Source organism: Pseudarthrobacter sp. RHLT3-21, assembly GCF_059383495.1.
Window position 1 is genome coordinate 1 of record NZ_JBWZCI010000014.1, and the last position, 16265, is coordinate 16265.

The 16265-nt window shown below is 65.9% G+C and carries 16 protein-coding genes; 12 read left to right on the forward strand and 4 right to left on the reverse strand.

Annotated elements, in window-relative coordinates:
- Positions 1–196: 196 nt before the first annotated feature.
- Positions 197–1660 carry a lipase maturation factor family protein gene (locus tag AC50YA_RS14785; RefSeq protein ID WP_494983018.1) on the reverse strand — a complete coding sequence of 488 codons (1464 nt, stop codon included), beginning with the start codon at positions 1658–1660 and terminating at the stop codon, positions 197–199.
- A 46-nt stretch (positions 1661–1706) separates the two neighbouring features.
- On the opposite strand from AC50YA_RS14785, the gene AC50YA_RS14790 reads away from it, so the two are divergent.
- The 9 genes from AC50YA_RS14790 to AC50YA_RS14830 all read left to right on the forward strand — a co-directional run bounded on the left by AC50YA_RS14790 (position 1707) and on the right by AC50YA_RS14830 (position 9461).
- Complete coding sequence (locus tag AC50YA_RS14790) at positions 1707–2456, forward strand: TSUP family transporter (RefSeq protein WP_494983019.1); 750 nt, start codon at positions 1707–1709, stop codon at positions 2454–2456.
- A 34-nt stretch (positions 2457–2490) separates the two neighbouring features.
- Positions 2491–3675, forward strand: a complete 1185-nt coding sequence (gene dxr / locus AC50YA_RS14795; RefSeq protein WP_494983020.1) for a 1-deoxy-D-xylulose-5-phosphate reductoisomerase — start codon at positions 2491–2493, stop codon at positions 3673–3675.
- A gap of 18 nt (positions 3676–3693) precedes the next feature.
- A complete protein-coding gene (locus AC50YA_RS14800) occupies positions 3694–5025 on the forward strand; it encodes a M50 family metallopeptidase (RefSeq protein ID WP_494983021.1) in 1332 nt (443 codons plus the stop codon).
- A 139-nt stretch (positions 5026–5164) separates the two neighbouring features.
- Positions 5165–5770, forward strand: coding sequence for a DUF4386 family protein (locus AC50YA_RS14805; RefSeq protein WP_494983022.1), 606 nt, complete (start codon positions 5165–5167; stop codon positions 5768–5770).
- Between the two features lie 87 nt (positions 5771–5857).
- Positions 5858–6523: a MarR family transcriptional regulator gene (locus AC50YA_RS14810; protein WP_494983023.1), complete on the forward strand. Its 666-nt coding sequence runs from the start codon at positions 5858–5860 to the stop codon at positions 6521–6523.
- On the forward strand, positions 6520–7044 hold the full coding sequence (locus tag AC50YA_RS14815) for a hypothetical protein (protein WP_494983024.1): 525 nt from the start codon (positions 6520–6522) through the stop codon (positions 7042–7044). The genes AC50YA_RS14810 and AC50YA_RS14815 overlap by 4 nt, the downstream gene beginning before the upstream one ends.
- Positions 7045–7100: 56 nt before the next feature.
- A complete protein-coding gene (locus AC50YA_RS14820) occupies positions 7101–7394 on the forward strand; it encodes a YciI family protein (protein WP_494983025.1) in 294 nt (97 codons plus the stop codon).
- Positions 7395–7441: 47 nt separating this feature from the next.
- The gene (gene ispG / locus AC50YA_RS14825; RefSeq protein WP_160669563.1) at positions 7442–8608 is read left to right on the forward strand and encodes a flavodoxin-dependent (E)-4-hydroxy-3-methylbut-2-enyl-diphosphate synthase; all 1167 of its coding nucleotides are present in this window, start codon (positions 7442–7444) and stop codon (positions 8606–8608) included.
- Complete coding sequence (locus tag AC50YA_RS14830; RefSeq protein ID WP_494983099.1) at positions 8571–9461, forward strand: GNAT family N-acetyltransferase; 891 nt, start codon at positions 8571–8573, stop codon at positions 9459–9461. Before ispG ends, AC50YA_RS14830 begins: the two co-directional genes overlap by 38 nt.
- A 66-nt stretch (positions 9462–9527) precedes the next feature.
- Here the strand turns inward: AC50YA_RS14830 and AC50YA_RS14835 are convergent, their stop codons facing one another.
- The 3 genes from AC50YA_RS14835 to AC50YA_RS14845 are packed head-to-tail and all read right to left on the reverse strand — an operon-like array spanning position 9528 to position 11772.
- A complete protein-coding gene (locus AC50YA_RS14835; protein WP_494983100.1) occupies positions 9528–10181 on the reverse strand; it encodes a TetR/AcrR family transcriptional regulator in 654 nt (217 codons plus the stop codon).
- 50 nt (positions 10182–10231) lie between these two features.
- Positions 10232–10975, reverse strand: a complete 744-nt coding sequence (locus tag AC50YA_RS14840; protein ID WP_494983101.1) for an ABC transporter permease — start codon at positions 10973–10975, stop codon at positions 10232–10234.
- A gap of 8 nt (positions 10976–10983) precedes the next feature.
- A complete protein-coding gene (locus tag AC50YA_RS14845; protein ID WP_494983026.1) occupies positions 10984–11772 on the reverse strand; it encodes an ABC transporter ATP-binding protein in 789 nt (262 codons plus the stop codon).
- Positions 11773–12200: 428 nt separating this feature from the next.
- On the opposite strand from AC50YA_RS14845, the gene AC50YA_RS14850 reads away from it, so the two are divergent.
- The 3 genes from AC50YA_RS14850 to AC50YA_RS14860 are packed head-to-tail and all read left to right on the forward strand — an operon-like array spanning position 12201 to position 16261.
- Positions 12201–14009: a proline--tRNA ligase gene (locus tag AC50YA_RS14850; RefSeq protein WP_494983027.1), complete on the forward strand. Its 1809-nt coding sequence runs from the start codon at positions 12201–12203 to the stop codon at positions 14007–14009.
- Positions 14010–14018: 9 nt separating this feature from the next.
- The gene (locus AC50YA_RS14855; RefSeq protein WP_494983028.1) at positions 14019–14813 is read left to right on the forward strand and encodes a sulfite exporter TauE/SafE family protein; all 795 of its coding nucleotides are present in this window, start codon (positions 14019–14021) and stop codon (positions 14811–14813) included.
- Positions 14814–14866: 53 nt separating this feature from the next.
- Positions 14867–16261: a pyridoxal phosphate-dependent decarboxylase family protein gene (locus AC50YA_RS14860; protein WP_494983029.1), complete on the forward strand. Its 1395-nt coding sequence runs from the start codon at positions 14867–14869 to the stop codon at positions 16259–16261.
- The last annotated feature ends 4 nt before the right edge of the window (positions 16262–16265 follow it).

Genomic DNA, 16265 nt, shown 5'->3' on the forward strand with positions numbered 1-16265 from the left:
CACCACGTGATCCGCTGCTCATTCTGGCGACGAAAACACCAACACCGCGCCCAACAATGTCACTACAAAACCCGCGGCCACACTCTACAAACGCGACTGTAGTACTAGGGCCACCGGGTAGGAATCACCCGGGACAGAATCACTGGACGCCGAATCGCCAGGGCCGGAATCACCGCGGCCAATCACCGGGCCCGAGTCACCGCCGCCGCCGGGAACCGCGGCGGGACAGCGGCGGGATGGCCTCGTAGAGTGGCATCCGGACCCAGCGCTCGCCCGTCTCCCGGAACTCAGCCCGGGTGGCGAAGCGGTACAGGTAGCTGTTGGCACGCACCCAACGCGGCGGTTCGCCGTCGAACGGGTCCGCACGGAGAAGCCGCAGCGTCGGCGGGTCCGCTTCGAGCAGCTTCGTGAGGAACGCGTAAAACCACTCCTCGCGGACGGTGCGCAACGGCAGGAACCACATCAGCCAGTCCAGCCGCAGGTGGTACGGCGCCCACTGCCGGGGCAGCCGGCGCACGTCGCCGGGTTTGCCCTTAAACGCATATTCGCGCCAGTCCGCCGAGTCCTCAGGTTCCTCGTCCAGCGTGCCCTCCACCACGATCTCGACGCGGTGCTTGGTCACCGTGCCGAACGCTCCGTACGTGTTGACCAGCTGCCAGCGGTTGAAGCTGGCATTCATCAACTGCCCTTTGGAGAGGAGGTTGCGCAGCGGCCAGTAGCTGAGCACCACCAGCAGGAAGGTGGCCACCAGGGTGATGGCGAGCCAGTACGGGGGATTCCCGCGGCTGCCTTCCTGGGGGTCCCCCTCCAGCGGCAGGAACGGCAATACGGCGTGGGCCACAGGGTCGCTGACCGCAGCGAAGGCCAGCACAATGGCCATCCAGTTAAGCCACGCAAAATTGCCGCTGGCCACCAGCCACAGCTGGGTGAAGATGATGATGCTTGCGGCGGCGCTTGCCAGAGGCTGGGGTGCGAAGAGGAAGAACGGCACCACCAGCTGGGCGAAATGGTTCCCCAGGACCTCCAGCCGGTGGAATGGTTTGGGCAGGAGATGCGCCTGGCGGCTCAACGGCCCCGGCATGGGCTGGGTTTCGTGGTGGTAATAGAGGGCCGTCAGGTCACGCCACTCCCGGCCGCCGCGCATCTTGATCATCCCGGCGCCGAACTCCAGCCGGAACACGAGCCAGGCCAGCAGGATCAGGATGGTGCGCGGCGGCTCCGTCTGGTCCGAGCCAAGGAACGCCACCGTGAACCCGGCCTCCAGCAGCAGCATCTCCCAGCCGAAGCCATAAAATGTCTGCCCCACGTTGACGATCGACATGTAAAGCAGCCACAGAGCCAGAAACGCGATCAGCGGAACCCACGGCGGCCCGAGCTGGGGGATGCCGGCCACCAGGAGGACAGAAATTGCCAGTCCGGTGCCGCAGACACCACGCAGCAGCCGGTCCGAATAACGCCAACGGAACAGCGTGGGGCGCCGGCGCGCGCTGAACCCCTCCAGATAGTCCGGAACCGGCAGCAGGCCGCGTTCGCCCAGCAGCGCAGGGAACTGGTTCAGGGATGACAGGAACGCAACAAAGAACAGTGCTGCCACACCTCGCTGCAGCACCTGCCGGGCGAATCCGTACTCCGGCGCATCGAACCAGGAAACCCAGTCCACGCATTCCACGTTACCCCCGGCGTCGCAGTCCGCCCACTAGGATCGGATGGTGTTTGCATTGGTGCTCATTGCCGTTGTTGCAGGGGCACTGGCCCAGCGGCTGGCCGGCCTCGGATTCGGCCTCCTCGTCTCTCCTGTCCTGGTGGTGCTGCTCGGACCCTTCGACGGCGTGATGATCATCAACCTGTGCGGCGCGGCCTCATCCCTCCTGATCCTGTCCAGGGTCTGGCGGCATGTGGAGTGGAAGCGCTACGTCGGCCTGGCGCTCGCCGCCCTCGCGGGGGTGCTGCCGGGCGCCTGGCTGGCCAGCAACGTCCCCGAAGCGCCGCTGGAGATCTGCATCGGCATCCTCCTCATCATCGCGTTGCTGGCTTCGCAGCGGCTGACCCGCAGCGCATGGCGCGCCAGCGGTCCCGTCTCCATGGTGTCCCTAGGCTTTACGAGCGGATTGATGAACGCGGCAGCCGGCGTCGGCGGACCGGCCATCACCGCCTACGCCATTGCCACGCGCTGGGAGCAGAAAAGTTTCAGCGCCACGCTCCAGCCCTATTTCGTGACCACCGGACTTTCGTCGCTGGTGAGCAAGTACGTACTCTCCGGAGGGCACGTTCCCGGCCTGGACGGCTGGCAATGGCTCAGCATACTGGCCGCCATGGTGGCGGGAATCATCGCGGGCGATCTGCTGTCCGGCAAGGTCAAGCCGGCCTCCGTCCGCCGGATCGTGGTGGCCATCGCCTACGTCGGAGCCGTGTCCACGCTGGCCAAGGGTTTCATCGGGATGGCGGCGGGCTCTTGACCGGACCCCGGGCCGGGTGCGGGATACTTAACCAATGCAGCCTCGCAGAATCGTCCTCCTCGGATCCACCGGTTCCATCGGCACCCAGGCACTTGACGTCGTCGACGGCGCTCCCCACCTTTTTGAGGTGGTGGCGCTCAGCGCCGGCGGCGGAAACCTGGAGCTCCTGGCCCGCCAGGCCGTCCACACCGGTGCAGCCGCCGTGGGCATCGCCGCGGGGGATCCGCGGCAGCTGCGGGACCTGATCTCCGAGGCCGCCCGCCTCGCCGGACGGCAGGACTATCGCCCAGAAATCATCGCCGGCCCGGACGCTTCGGCCCGCATCGCCGCAGTAGAGGCGGACGTGGTGCTCAACGGCATTACGGGGTCCATCGGGCTCGCCCCGACCCTCGCCGCCCTGAAGTCAGGTGCAACGCTGGCGCTGGCCAACAAGGAATCGCTGATCGTGGGCGGCGCGCTCGTCAAGGCCGCTGCTCGTGAGGGGCAGATCGTACCGGTGGACTCCGAGCACTCAGCCATAGCGCAGTGCCTGCGCTCCGGCGCCGCGGCCGAAGTTGAGAAGCTCATCCTGACGGCGTCCGGAGGGCCGTTCCGCGGCCGGACGCGGGAGCAGCTCCACGACGTGACACCGAAAGAGGCCCTGGACCACCCCACGTGGGACATGGGTCTGATGGTCACCACCAACTCGGCCACGCTGGTCAACAAGGGCCTGGAGCTCATCGAAGCCCATTTGCTGTTCGACGTGCCGCTGGACAGGATCGACGTGGTGGTCCACCCGCAGTCGGTGGTCCATTCCATGGTCCAGTTCATTGACGGGTCCGTCATCGCCCAGGCCTCCCCGCCGGACATGCGCCTGCCCATTGCCTTGGGGCTGGGCTGGCCGGACAGAGTCCCCAAAGCGGCCTCACCGTGCGACTGGACCAAGGCCACCAGCTGGACGTTTGAACCGCTGGACACGGCCGCATTCCCGGCCGTGGACCTGGCTAAGGACGCCGCTAAGCAGGGGAGCACGTTTCCCGCCGTCTTTAATGCGGCGAACGAGGAAGCGGTCATGGCGTTCCACTCGGGGCGCATCCGTTTCACCGAAATCGTGGACACCATCGATGCTGTCCTCAGCGAACATTCAGGATCCTCCGGGCTGACGCTGGAGTCGGTACTGGATGCTGAAAACTGGGCACGTACGCGCGCCCACGAACGTTTAGCAGTCAGCAGTCTCTAGGAAGCAGCAGATCCACGCATGAGCCCCGTCCTCCTTTTTATCCTCGGCGTCGTCTTTGTGGCGATCGGCATTGCCGTGTCCATTGCGCTGCACGAAGTGGGGCACCTGGTGCCCGCCAAGCTGTTCAAGGTGCGCGTCACCAAGTACATGATCGGCTTCGGCCCCACCCTGTGGTCCAAGCGGAAGGGCGAAACTGAATACGGCGTGAAGGCGATTCCGCTGGGTGGCTACGTGTCCATGATCGGCATGTATCCGCCCAACAAGGACGACGGAACCGTCCGCCCTTCCAGCACCGGCATGTTCCAGACCCTGGCCACGGAAGCCCGGTCCATGGCACACGAGGAAGTGGGTCCGGAGGATGCAAACCGCGTGTTCTACCGGCTGCCGGTGTGGAAGAAAGTCATTGTGATGCTGGGCGGTCCGGCCATGAACCTGCTGATCGGCGTGGTCCTGACCGCCGTCCTGCTGATGGGCTTCGGCGTGGCCACGGCCACCACCACCATCGCCGACGTCTCCAAATGCCAGGTGGCTGCCGGCCAAACGGTTGATCCCGATTCCCCGGACTGCCAGTTGACCCCCGCCGCCGCTGCCGGGCTCCTGCCCAACGACGTGGTCACCTCCTTTGACGGGAAAGCAGTCACCGGCTGGGACCAGATGACCGAATGGATCCGTGCCTCCGCCGGCACGGAAGTCAGCATTACCGTTGAGCGCGACGGCGCGCCCGTCACCACCACGGTGACACCGGTGCTCTCCGCGCGCCCCGTCGTCGGCGTGGACGGACGCCAGCCCAAGGACGACGCCGGCAATCTCCGCTACCAGGACGTCGGCTTCCTGGGCATCGGCGCGCAAACCGAACTGGTTTCCCAACCGGCGTCGTCCGTCCTGCCCATGGCGGGCGAAAACATCAAACAAGTGGCCGGCGTCGTCTTCAACCTGCCCGCGAGGGTGGTGGGCGTTGCCAAGGCGGCCTTCAGCGAGGAAGAGCGTGACCCCAACGGCCCCATTAGCGTGGTGGGCGTCGGGCGCGTGGCCGGTGAAGTGGCGGCCATGGAGGAAGTACCGCTCCAGTCCAGGATTGGCGCCCTGGTGGGGCTGCTCGCCGGCCTGAACTTTGCGCTCGCGGTCTTCAACCTGATCCCGCTGCTGCCGCTCGACGGCGGCCACGTGGCCGGAGCACTGTATGAAGGGGCGCGGCGGCGGGTGGCCAAGCTGTTCGGCAAACCGGATCCGGGCGCTTTCGACATCGCCAAACTGCTCCCCGTGACTTACGTGGTGGCCGCGTTGCTGATGGGCATGAGCGTGCTGCTGATCTATGCCGACATCGTAAAGCCGGTGAACCTGTTCGGCTGACGCCTGCGGACGCCTGGCTGGACGGATGCCTCGGATCCACCATGAAACATGGGCACCTTCGCCGTCCAATCGCAGAACATCGGCCGCTGGATCCGGGCAGGGTTGTGGGCGCTGCCTGTCTCGTGGGTTTGTCACCGCCTTGTCCACGCTGGAGCCGCAGCCGGACCAGGTAAAGGCCGCGGAGGCCTGGGCCCGTTTTGTCAGCTCCGACCCGTACCAGTTCAGGCATCTGTTCGGCAGTACCGCAGGCACCATACTGGCCCTCTTCGGTGTCTTCGCCTTGGGCTGTTCAATGGCCAACAGCCGGTCCGGACGTTTGGCACTGGCCTCGATGGTGACCACTGTCGCCGGTACGGCTTTGTTGCTGGTGCCGGCCGTGATTTCAACGTTTGCCACTCCCGCCATTGGAAAGGCATACCTGCGCGGAAACCAAGACGTGATGCAGCTGGAATTCCCGGGGTCCATGACCGGGGCGTTCCTGCTGGGCCTGCTGCTCGCATTAGTTGGCAGCGTACTGCTGGGGATCGCGGTATGCCGTTCCCGCCTGCTGCCGCGCTGGGCCGGGGCACTCTGGGCGGCTGGTGCCGTGGTGTTCTACGTCCTGGGCGTTGTCCTGGGGCAGGCAACAACGGGAAGCAGCCTGCCAACCCAAACCGCCGGCGCCCTGCTGATGGCAGTGGCCGGTGGGTGGATCGCTTGGAGCGGACCCCGTCAGGCCACGGCAGCACGCGACGAAACCGGGTGATTCTCACTAATCAGCCCTTATTGGCTGATATTTAATAATCATCTATTTTTGATTGATTATTCCTGATCACCTGCGTACGGTTAAGGCATGTACGTACTGACCATCGACCAGCGAGGCAGCACTGCCGACGTCGACCGCGTTCCCGATCTGATCGCCGCGCTGCGCAGCCTCACATCGGCGCCCTTTGAGCGGTCGGTGGGCGATGAACTCCAGGGCGTGGTGGAACGTGCCGAAGAGGTGGTTGAGATCGTTTTGTACGCGCTCCGGAGCGGGCACTGGTACGTCGGGATCGGGATCGGCGCCGTGCAGCTCACCCCGGGCGGAAGCCCCCGGGAAGGTTCCGGGAGCGGCTTTGTGGCAGCGCGAAAGGCCGTGGAACTCGCCAAGGGCTCGGCTGGTCAGGTTCCATTGTCGGTGGTCTCCGGCAGTATTGGCCGTGGACGGGAGATGCCGCCCCACGCCAAGGAAGGAGCCATGACCAGTGCAAATGCCCAGGCGGTGCTTCGCCTGATCGGACGGCTGGTGCAGCAACGCACACCAGCCCAGTGGCGGGTGGTGGACCGGTTGCGCGCCCTCCAGGGCGGCGATGGAAAGCACGGCAGCCAGAAACACGTGGCCCAGGAATTGGGAATCACTGAGCAGTCGGTGAGCCGTGCCGTGCTCAGGTCCGGCTGGCAAGAGGAATGGGCCGCCAGGCCGGCCGCGACCATGCTCCTCGAATACGCCCATTCCCAGATTGAAGGAGACCGGTGAACGCACTCTGGATCACAATCGCCCTGTTGGTGGCCGGATTCGCCGGGTGGCCTGTGACCGCACTGGTGTTCCGACTCGCCAGGACCATAGACGACAAAGCGGACGCGGCCACGAAATCGGACCAGGAGACATCAGCCCGGGACCCCTCAGCCGACGTCACGGTAGACACTGTTTCGGAGGCCCCGCGGGCCGGCACGGGGCAAACCGTCGACGGCGAGCTGACGGCGGGTGGCGGCCAGCCGCCGTCGGACGTTCCCCAAGCGGCGCCCACGCTCCCGGCCCAGCGGATCCTGCGCGGCGGGGCAATCATCGGGGTCCTGGAACGCCTGGGCGTCTGCGTCGCCATCCTGACCGGACAGCCGGTGGCCATTGCCTACATTGTGGCGATCAAAGGCCTGGGCAGGTTCGCCGAATTGAAGGAGACCCCCGTGGCTGCGGAGCGGTTCATCATCGGAACGCTCACGTCCATGCTGTGGGCCGCGGGAACGGCGGCAGTTATCAAGGTGGTGTTCCTGCAGTGAGTCCTGCGATCCTGCCCGGATCGGCGCCAGCCCACCCCTGGGGATAGGGTGTCCTTATGACTGTTTTTGCCGTTGAGTATGTGTACGCCGCCGATTCCTCCGCCGTCCGTGATGATCGCCGCCCCGCGCACCGCGCCTGGCTGGCGGGTCTGGCGGACGCGGGCCAGTTGCTGACCAGCGGACCCTACGGTGACGGGGCAGGCGCCCTGCTGATCTTCAAGGTCCAGGACGAAACCCAGCTGAACGACCTCCTCAAGCAGGACCCGTTCGCCGTCGCCGGCGCCATTGCCGGTATCCGGACCACCGAATGGACTCCCGTGATCGGCCTCCTGGCCGCGCACGCATCCTGATTCCCGGACCTTTTTTCACTACCGAAACACCTACCCAAGGAGTCCACGTGACCTCGGTCAGCCTGGGAATGCCGTCAGCACCGCCGCCCGTCCTCGCCCCCCGCCGCAAGACGCGGCAGATCAAAGTGGGTTCCGTTGGGGTCGGCTCGGACTCGCCCATCAGTGTGCAGTCCATGACCACTACGCCCACTACGGACATCAACGCCACCCTGCAGCAGATCGCGGAACTCACCGCCTCCGGCTGCGACATCGTGCGCGTCGCCTGCCCGTCGGCGGATGATGCAGAGGCCCTGCCCATCATCGCGCGCAAGTCCCAGATCCCCGTCATCGCAGACATCCACTTCCAGCCCAAATACGTCTTCGCGGCGATTGAGGCCGGCTGCGCGGCAGTGCGCGTGAACCCGGGCAATATCCGCAAGTTCGATGACCAGGTCAAGGAAATCGCCCGTGCCGCGAAGGACCACGGGACCTCCATCCGGATCGGCATCAACGCCGGATCCCTGGAGCCCGGAATCCTGAAGAAGTATGGCAAGGCCACGCCCGAGGCCCTCGTGGAATCAGCAGTCTGGGAAGCCTCGCTGTTCGAAGAGCATGGTTTCAACGACTTCAAGATCTCGGTCAAGCACAACGACCCGGTCATCATGGTTGCTGCCTACGAGATGCTGGCCGAGCAGGGCGACTGGCCCCTGCACCTGGGCGTGACCGAAGCCGGGCCGGCCTTCCAGGGAACCATCAAGTCCGCTACGGCCTTCGGGGCGCTCCTGGCCAAGGGCATCGGCGACACCATCCGCGTTTCCCTCTCGGCGCCGCCCGTCGAGGAAATCAAGGTAGGCAACCAGATCCTCCAGTCCCTGAACCTGCGCCCGCGCAAACTGGAGATCGTCTCCTGCCCGTCATGCGGCCGCGCCCAGGTGGACGTGTACACCCTCGCCGAGCAGGTCACCGCCGGGCTGGAAGGCATGGAAATTCCGCTCCGCGTGGCAGTGATGGGCTGCGTTGTCAACGGGCCCGGCGAAGCCCGCGAAGCCGATCTGGGGGTAGCGTCCGGCAATGGCAAGGGCCAGATCTTTGTGAAGGGCAAAGTCATCAAGACTGTGCCTGAGAGCGAGATTGTTGAGACACTGATCGAAGAGGCCATGCGCATAGCTGAAGAGATGGGGGAGGCCGATGGCGAAGATGCTGTCAAGGGTAGCCCCGTGGTTAGCGTCTCATAAAGAGGACGCCGCGCCGGCGGGAATATCCGTCCGGACCCTCGCCGGCACAGACACCGCTGCCCTGCGGCGCCTTGCATCGCAGGACCCGGTGGCCAATGTCTTTATCCTGGCGCACCTCCGGGCGGTGGGATCTGCTGCGCCAACCGCTGGGGGCGCCGGCGTCCTGGGAGTTTTCGACGACGGCATCCTGGCGGGAGCGTGCTGGGCAGGGGCCAACCTGGTCCCGGTCCAGCTTGACCCCGAATTTGCCGGGCTCGTCGCTGCCGCAGCAAGCACATCCGGACGCCGCTTCGCCTCCGCTTTTGGCGCCGCAGATGCCGTCCTTGCCCTTCATGCTGAGCTTGCCGAACTGGGGCATGCGGCCCACGAAGTCCGGGATGAACAGCCGCTGATGACACTGTGCGGGCCGCCGTCGGTGGAGCCCAACGCGGATCTGGGGCTTGGCAGGCTGGCCGATTTTGACCGGATCCTTCCGGCCTGCGCCGCCATGTTCGAAGAGGAAGTGGGCTACTCGCCGTTCCTCGGGGGCAAGGAGTTCTATAGCCGCCGTGTGGAAGGCCTCATCCGGCAAGGCCATTCATTGGCGCACGTCAACGAATCCGGCGACGTTGTGTTCAAAGCCGAGCTGGGAGCTGTGACAGCCGAGGTCACCCAGATCCAGGGTGTATGGATGAACCCCGGCTACCGCGGACAGGGTCTGAGCGCGGGCTACATGGCTGCCGTAGTTGAGAAGGCGCGCACGCTTGCCCCCGTCACCAGCCTCTACGTCAACGGCTTCAACCTGCGGGCCCGGTCCACGTACGAGCGCGTGGGCTTCCGCCAGGTTGGCACCTTCGCCACGGTTCTGTTCTAGCCGCCAGGTCATCGCCTGTAGCCGCAAGGACACCGCCACTCTTCAGCTGACGCGCCAGCCCGCACATCACCCGTCCGGGTTCAGGTCACCCGTGAGGTAGTGCTGGACGTTCGGAGCCACGAGCCGCACAACGTCGTCGGGGGAGGCGGACGCGAGCGGTTCCAGCCGCACCACATACCGGACCAGCATCACGCCCACCACCTGCGTGGCCACCAGGTTTCCGCGCATGGCCACTTCCGCGGGCGGTCCGGGGACTCCTGCCATGATCCGGCTGAGGATGGTGCGCTGCACAAGTTCCCGCAGCAGCATCGTCTTGGCTCTGGAGCCGATGGTTCCCCTGAGGAAGGCCACCAGGCTGTGCTGGGCCGGGCTCTCCCACAAGCGCAGCACCGCCCGCACGATCGCCTCGGCACGGTCCTCCGGCGAGTAGCCGTCGACGCCGGCCAGGACTGTCTCCGGGTCGGCCGGCAGTGCCACGCTCAGCGCAAAAAGCTCGTCCTTGCCCTTGAAGAAGTGGTGAACCATGGCGGGGTCCACACCGGTTTCCCGGGCGATCTGGCGCAGGCTGGTTCCGTCGAAACCGTGTTCCGCGAACAGCCTACGGGCAGTATCCAGGATCTGATCCCTCGACCCTGATGCTCCGCCGCGTCGGCCCCGCCTGCCCGAACCAGCCGAGCTGCTTGCGGGATCCGCGGGATCCGCGGCGCCCGCGCCAGCCAGTTCGCCAGTGTCTCCATGACCCGAGGCGTCCGCGGGATCATGCTGTCCGTTCACGCGGTCCGCCGCCGCAGGGTCAACGATGCGAGGACCAGGACCGCCAGGACAATCGCCACGATGACTCCGGCGTCCACCCACAGCTGGTCTGTGGGCTCGCTGTTGGTGGCGATCTCCTGCAGCGCATCCACCGAAAAAGTCAGTGGCAGCACATTCGACACAGCTTCCAGGACCTCGTTCATCCGGTCGCGGGCCACAAAGAGGCCGCAGAGCAGGATCTGCGGGACCACCACCACCGGCATAAACTGCACGGCCTGAAATTCGGTGCGTGCGAAGGCCGAACAGAGCAGTCCCAGCGCGACACCCAGGACCGCATTGATCACGGCAATCATGACCACCAGTCCCGGGCTGCCTTGGATGTCGAGCCCGAAAATCCAGTACGCCACCGCGGTAGCCACCAGCGACTGCAGCCCGGCCATGATGGAAAATGCCAGCCCGTAGCCAAACAGCAGATCGGCCTTGTGGATGGGAGTGGTCAGCAGCCGCTCCAAGGTTCCGCTGGTGCGTTCGCGCAGCATCGTAATGGAGGTCACCAGGAACATCACCACAAACGGGAAGATCGCCAGCATCATGAGGCCAACGCGGTCAAAAGTCCGGGGCACACCCGGCGGCAGCGTTTCGTTCTCGTAAAGGAAGTAGACGGCGGTGAGCAGCAGCGCAGGGACCACGAGGATCAGCGCGACGCTGCGGTGGTCGTGCCGGAGCTGGTCCAGGACGCGCCGCGTGGTGGCCAGCATCATCATCAGGTTCATGACCGTACCGTCCTTTCGGGGGAACCGCCGGGCGTTTCGGCGGCGTCCTGGATAATATGCAGGAAGGCTTTTTCCAGATCGGCACTGTGCCCGCGTTGGCTCAATTCCGCCGGCGTCAGCTGCGCCAGGAGCTTCCCTTCCCGCAGCAGGAGCAGTGATCCACAATGGCTGGCTTCCTCCATTACATGGCTGGAAACCAGCAGGGTTGTCCCCGCCTCGGCCATGGACTGGAACCGGTCCCACAGGTCAGCCCGGAGCACCGGATCAAGGCCCACAGTGGGCTCATCCAGGACCAGTACGCGGGGACGCGCCACCAGGGCACAAGCCAACGACACCCGGCTCAGCTGTCCGCCGGAGAGGTCGCCGGTTTTCTGCCTCGCCTGCGGTTCAAGCCCGACGGCGGCGATCGCCTCCGCAGCTTCGGCGCGGCCCTTGCGGTGCATGGCGCCGAAGTAGCGGACGTTGGCTTCGACGGTGAGGTCCGGATACACGCTGGGGGACTGGGTCACGTACCCCACCCGGTGCCGCAGGTCAGGGTGCCCGGCGGGTTGGCCCAGGACCTGGACTGAGCCTGACGTGAGCACCTGGACGCCCATGATGGCCCGCATGAGTGTGGTCTTGCCGCTGCCGGATGGGCCCAGCAGTCCGGTGATCCGGCCGGCCTGGATGGAAAAGTCCAGGCCCCGCAGCACGGGAACCTTGCCCCGGGTCACGTGAAGCGCGGAGGCGGTCACGGCCATGCCGACTGCCGGGACGGCTGTGGAAGTTGCTGCTGAATGGGACATTAATGCCTCCGAATGCGGGTATTTCGCTCAGAATTCACCACATGATGAATTAAATCTAGACCTGCTGCAGGAAGCCGTCAACAACTTCGAATGGAGAAAACCCTTGTCAACGTGTCGGCTATCACATAAGTTCGAACTAGCTGCGCTGGAGTGGGTGGGCGGTCTCACCAGTCCTCACCAGTACCTAGGCGTCAACGGCCATGGAGCCACGTCCGCATGTAATGACCAGCCGTTTACGGCCAGGGGCTTTGCATTGCCGGGCGTGGCTCTATTGCGTCCGGCCCGGCGTCAGTCCCTGGCCCGGCTGTCTCCGGCCCGGCTCAGGTTCCGCCGCCGGGCGGGGCGTGGATTGCCGGTAGATTAGTACCCAGAAGAATTGCCCGGCCCTGCTTTTCCAGCAGCTATTCCCCAGAAACGGATACCCACCCGTGGTCACAAGAATGTCCCAGCTTTTCCTGCGCACCTTGCGTGAAGATCCCGCCGATGCCGAGGTTGCCAGCCACCGGCTCCTGATCCGGGCGGGGTACATCCGCCGGGCTGCGCCGGGCATCTACACCTGGCTGCCGCTGGGGCTCAGAGTGCTGCGCAAGGTGGAGCAGGTCATCCGCGAGGAAATGGCGGCCATCGGCGCCCAGGAAGTCCACTTCCCTGCGCTGCTGCCCAAGGAACCCTACGAGGCCACGAACCGCTGGACGGAATACGGCGAGGGCATCTTCAGGCTCAAGGACCGGAAGGGCAACGACTACCTGCTGGCACCCACTCATGAGGAAATGTTCGCCCTGCTGGTCAAGGACCTGTACTCGTCCTACAAGGACCTGCCGCTGAGCATTTACCAGATCCAGAACAAATACCGCGACGAAGCACGCCCCCGGGCGGGCTTGATCCGCGGCCGCGAATTCATCATGAAAGACTCCTACTCCTTCGACGTGGACGACGCCGGCCTGGACGCCAGTTACGCCGCCCACCGCGTTGCCTACCTGAAGATTTTCGAGCGCCTGGGCCTGGAAGTTGTTCCCGTTGCGGCCACCGCCGGTGCGATGGGCGGGTCCAAGAGCGAGGAATTCCTGCACCCCACCGAGATCGGCGAGGACACGTTTGTGCGCTCCGCCGGAGGGTACGCAGCCAACGTTGAGGCCGTCACCACGGTGGTTCCCGCGGACATTGACTACAGCGACGCCCCCGCGGCAGAGGTGCGCGACACCCCGGACACCCCCACCATCGATACGCTCGTGGAGGCCGCCAACCGGCTCGCTCCGCGGACAGAGGCCGACGGCGGCGCCTGGACTGCCGCTGACACCCTCAAGAATGTAGTGCTCGCCGTGACACTGCCCACCGGGGAGCGCCAGCTCGTGGTCATCGGTGTGCCCGGCGACCGCGGCGTGGACCTCAAGCGCGTCGAAGCCAACATCGGGTCGTTCCTGCCGATCGGCGGCGAGATCACGCTCGAAGCAGCCAACGACGACGACCTCAAGAAGCAGCCCCTCATCGTCAAGGGCTACCTTGGCCCTGGCCTGACCGTGGACGTGCCGCTGCTGGGTAGCGAGGGCGCGTCCAAGCTCCTCTACCTGGTGGATCCCCGCGTTGTCAGCGGCTCGGCCTGGGTTACCGGCGCCAACGAAGCCGGCAAGCATGTCTTTGGCCTGGTCGCCGGCCGTGACTTCGGCTGGGACGGCGTCATCGAGGCCACCGAAGTGCGCGCAGGCGACGAGGCCCCGGACGGCTCCGGTCCGCTGGAGACGGCCCGCGGCATCGAAATGGGCCACATCTTCCAGCTGGGCCGCAAGTATGCTGAGGCCCTCGAGCTGAAGGTCCTGGACCAGAACGGCAAGCAGGTCGTGGTCACTATGGGCTCCTACGGTGTTGGCGTCACCCGCGCTGTCGCAGCGTTGGCAGAATCCAACCACGATGACAAGGGCCTGATCTGGCCCCGCGCTGTCGCCCCCGCTGATGTCCACGTAGTGGCCGTCGGACGCGGCGAGGAAATCTTTGCCGCCGCCGAGCAGCTGGCCCTGGAACTGGAAGCCGCCGGACTGGACGTCATCTACGACGACCGGCCCAAGGTCTCCCCGGGCGTGAAGTTCGGCGACGCGGAATTGGTCGGAGTTCCCACCATCCTGGCCGTCGGCCGTGGCCTGGTGGACGGCGTTGTGGAAATCAAGGACCGCCGCAGCGGCGAAGCGGAGAACGTGGCCGTGGACAAGGCCGTTGACTATGTGGTCACCGCCGTCCGCAGCTGACCTGCGGCGGTGATCTCGGGATTCGAGTCGATCCAGCTCACCACAATCATCCTGATCGTGGTGGCTGGATTTGCTGCCGGCTGGGTGGACGCCGTGGTGGGCGGCGGCGGGCTGCTCCAGCTGCCGGCCATGCTGCTGGTACCCGGGATCACACCGGTCCAGGCCTTGGCCACCAACAAGATGGGGTCTATTTTCGGCACCACCACGAGTGCGGTGACGTACTACGGGCGGGTGAAACCGGACCTCCGGACGGCCGTGCCCATGGCGTTGATCGCCCTGGCCGGCAGCTTCGCCGGGGCGGTGCTGGCCGCCAACCTGCCCGCGAGTGTCTTTAAACCGATCATCGTGCTGGCGCTGGTCGTCGTCGCGCTTTTTACGGCACTGAAGCCCAACGTCGGTGACATCACCGTGCTGCGGCACGATGGCCGCACGCACTACGTGGTGGCATGCCTGATCGGGGCGGTGATCGGCTTCTATGACGGCCTGATCGGTCCGGGCACCGGTTCCTTCCTCATCATCGCGCTCGTCTCGGCGATGGGCTACGCCTTCCTGGAGGCAAGCGCCAAGGCCAAGATTGTGAACATGGCCACCAATGCAGGCGCCCTGCTGTTCTTCCTGCCCCATGGGTCAATCCTGTGGGGCGTCGGCCTGCTGCTCGGCCTGGCCAACATGGCCGGCGGTTACCTGGGCGCACGGACCGCGGTGAAGCAGGGCAGCCGCTTCATCCGCGTTGTATTCCTCCTGGTGGTGGGTGCCCTGATCATCAAACTCGGCGTCGACGTCTGGCAGGAAAACTTCGCCTGACAGGGTAGCCGAAACACTCGCAGCCTCCGGCCGGCCGGGCGTACCATGCAGGTATGTCCGCAGGTGGGGAACCCTATTCGGAGGCATTGTCAGCAGCGGCCCGTCGCGCCGCCGAGTGGCTGGCGAGCCTGCCGGACAGGCACGTCGGGCCCGCCCAAAGCGCCCACGACCTCGCGGCAGACTTCGCCGGACCATTTCCCTCGGAGGGGATGCCCGCGGCAGCTGTGGTTGAGTACTTGGCGGACAAGGCTGAACCCGGGCTGATGGCCATGCCCTCCGGGCGCTTCTTCGGCTGGGTGATCGGCGGGACGCTGCCTGCCGCCCTGGCCGCAGACTGGCTGGTCAGCGCCTGGGACCAGAACTCCGGCCTGCGCTACGCCACCCCCGCGATAGCCGCCATCGAAGAGGGTGCCGGCCACTGGCTGCTGGATCTCCTCGGTCTCCCGGCGGAATCGGACGTCGGCTTCACCACCGGTGCCACCATGGCCAACTTCACCGGGCTGGCCGCTGCCCGGTGGCGGCTGCTGGCCGATGCCGGCTGGGACCTCGACGGCGATGGCCTGGCAGGCGCCCCGCGGATCAGATGCTTTGTGGGCCAGGAACGCCACGAGACCATTGACCTGGGCCTGCGGTACCTCGGCCTCGGCCGGCCCATCGCCGTCCCAGCGGATGCCCAAGGCAGGCTGGTCGCCGCAGAGCTGGACCGGCTGCTGTCCGAAGGGGCCGGGCCTGCGCTGGTCTGCCTCCAGGCCGGCAACCTCCATTCCGGGGCCTTCGACCCCTTCGACGACGCAATTAAGGTTGCCCGGCGGCATGGTGCCTGGGTCCACGTGGACGGCGCGTTCGGGCTGTGGGCCGCTGCCGTGCCCGAGTTCGCCGACCTCACGCGCGGAATAGCACTGGCCGATTCGTGGGGGACCGACGCCCACAAGACCCTCAACGTCCCGTACGACTGCGGTATTGCCGTGGTGAAGGACAGTGGCGCGCTGCGCAACGCCATGGGCCTGCACACCAGTTACCTGGTCCACGATGCCGAAGGACCGGGCGACCCCTTCCAGAAGGTCCCGGAGCTGTCGCGGCGCGGCCGCGGCGTTCCGGTGTGGGCCGCCCTCCGTTCCCTCGGCAGGGATGGCGTGGCAGCCCAGGTCCGCGGTCTCGCCGACGCCGCTTCGAAGATCGGCAGCCGCCTGGCTGAGGTGGACGGCGTCGAGGTGCTCAACACGGTGGACTACACCCAGGTTTCGCTCGCCTTCGGGGACGACCGCACCACGCGCGCCGTGACAGCCAGGGTGATCGAGGACGGCAAGGTCTGGATGTCCGGTTCACACTGGCAGGGCAGGGATGTCCTGCGCGTCTCGGTCAGCAACTGGAGCACTGACGCGGACGACGTCGGCACTGCCGTCGAAGCGGTCAGCTCCGCTTTGGCAGCGGTGCGGGCTGTGGACTGACCCT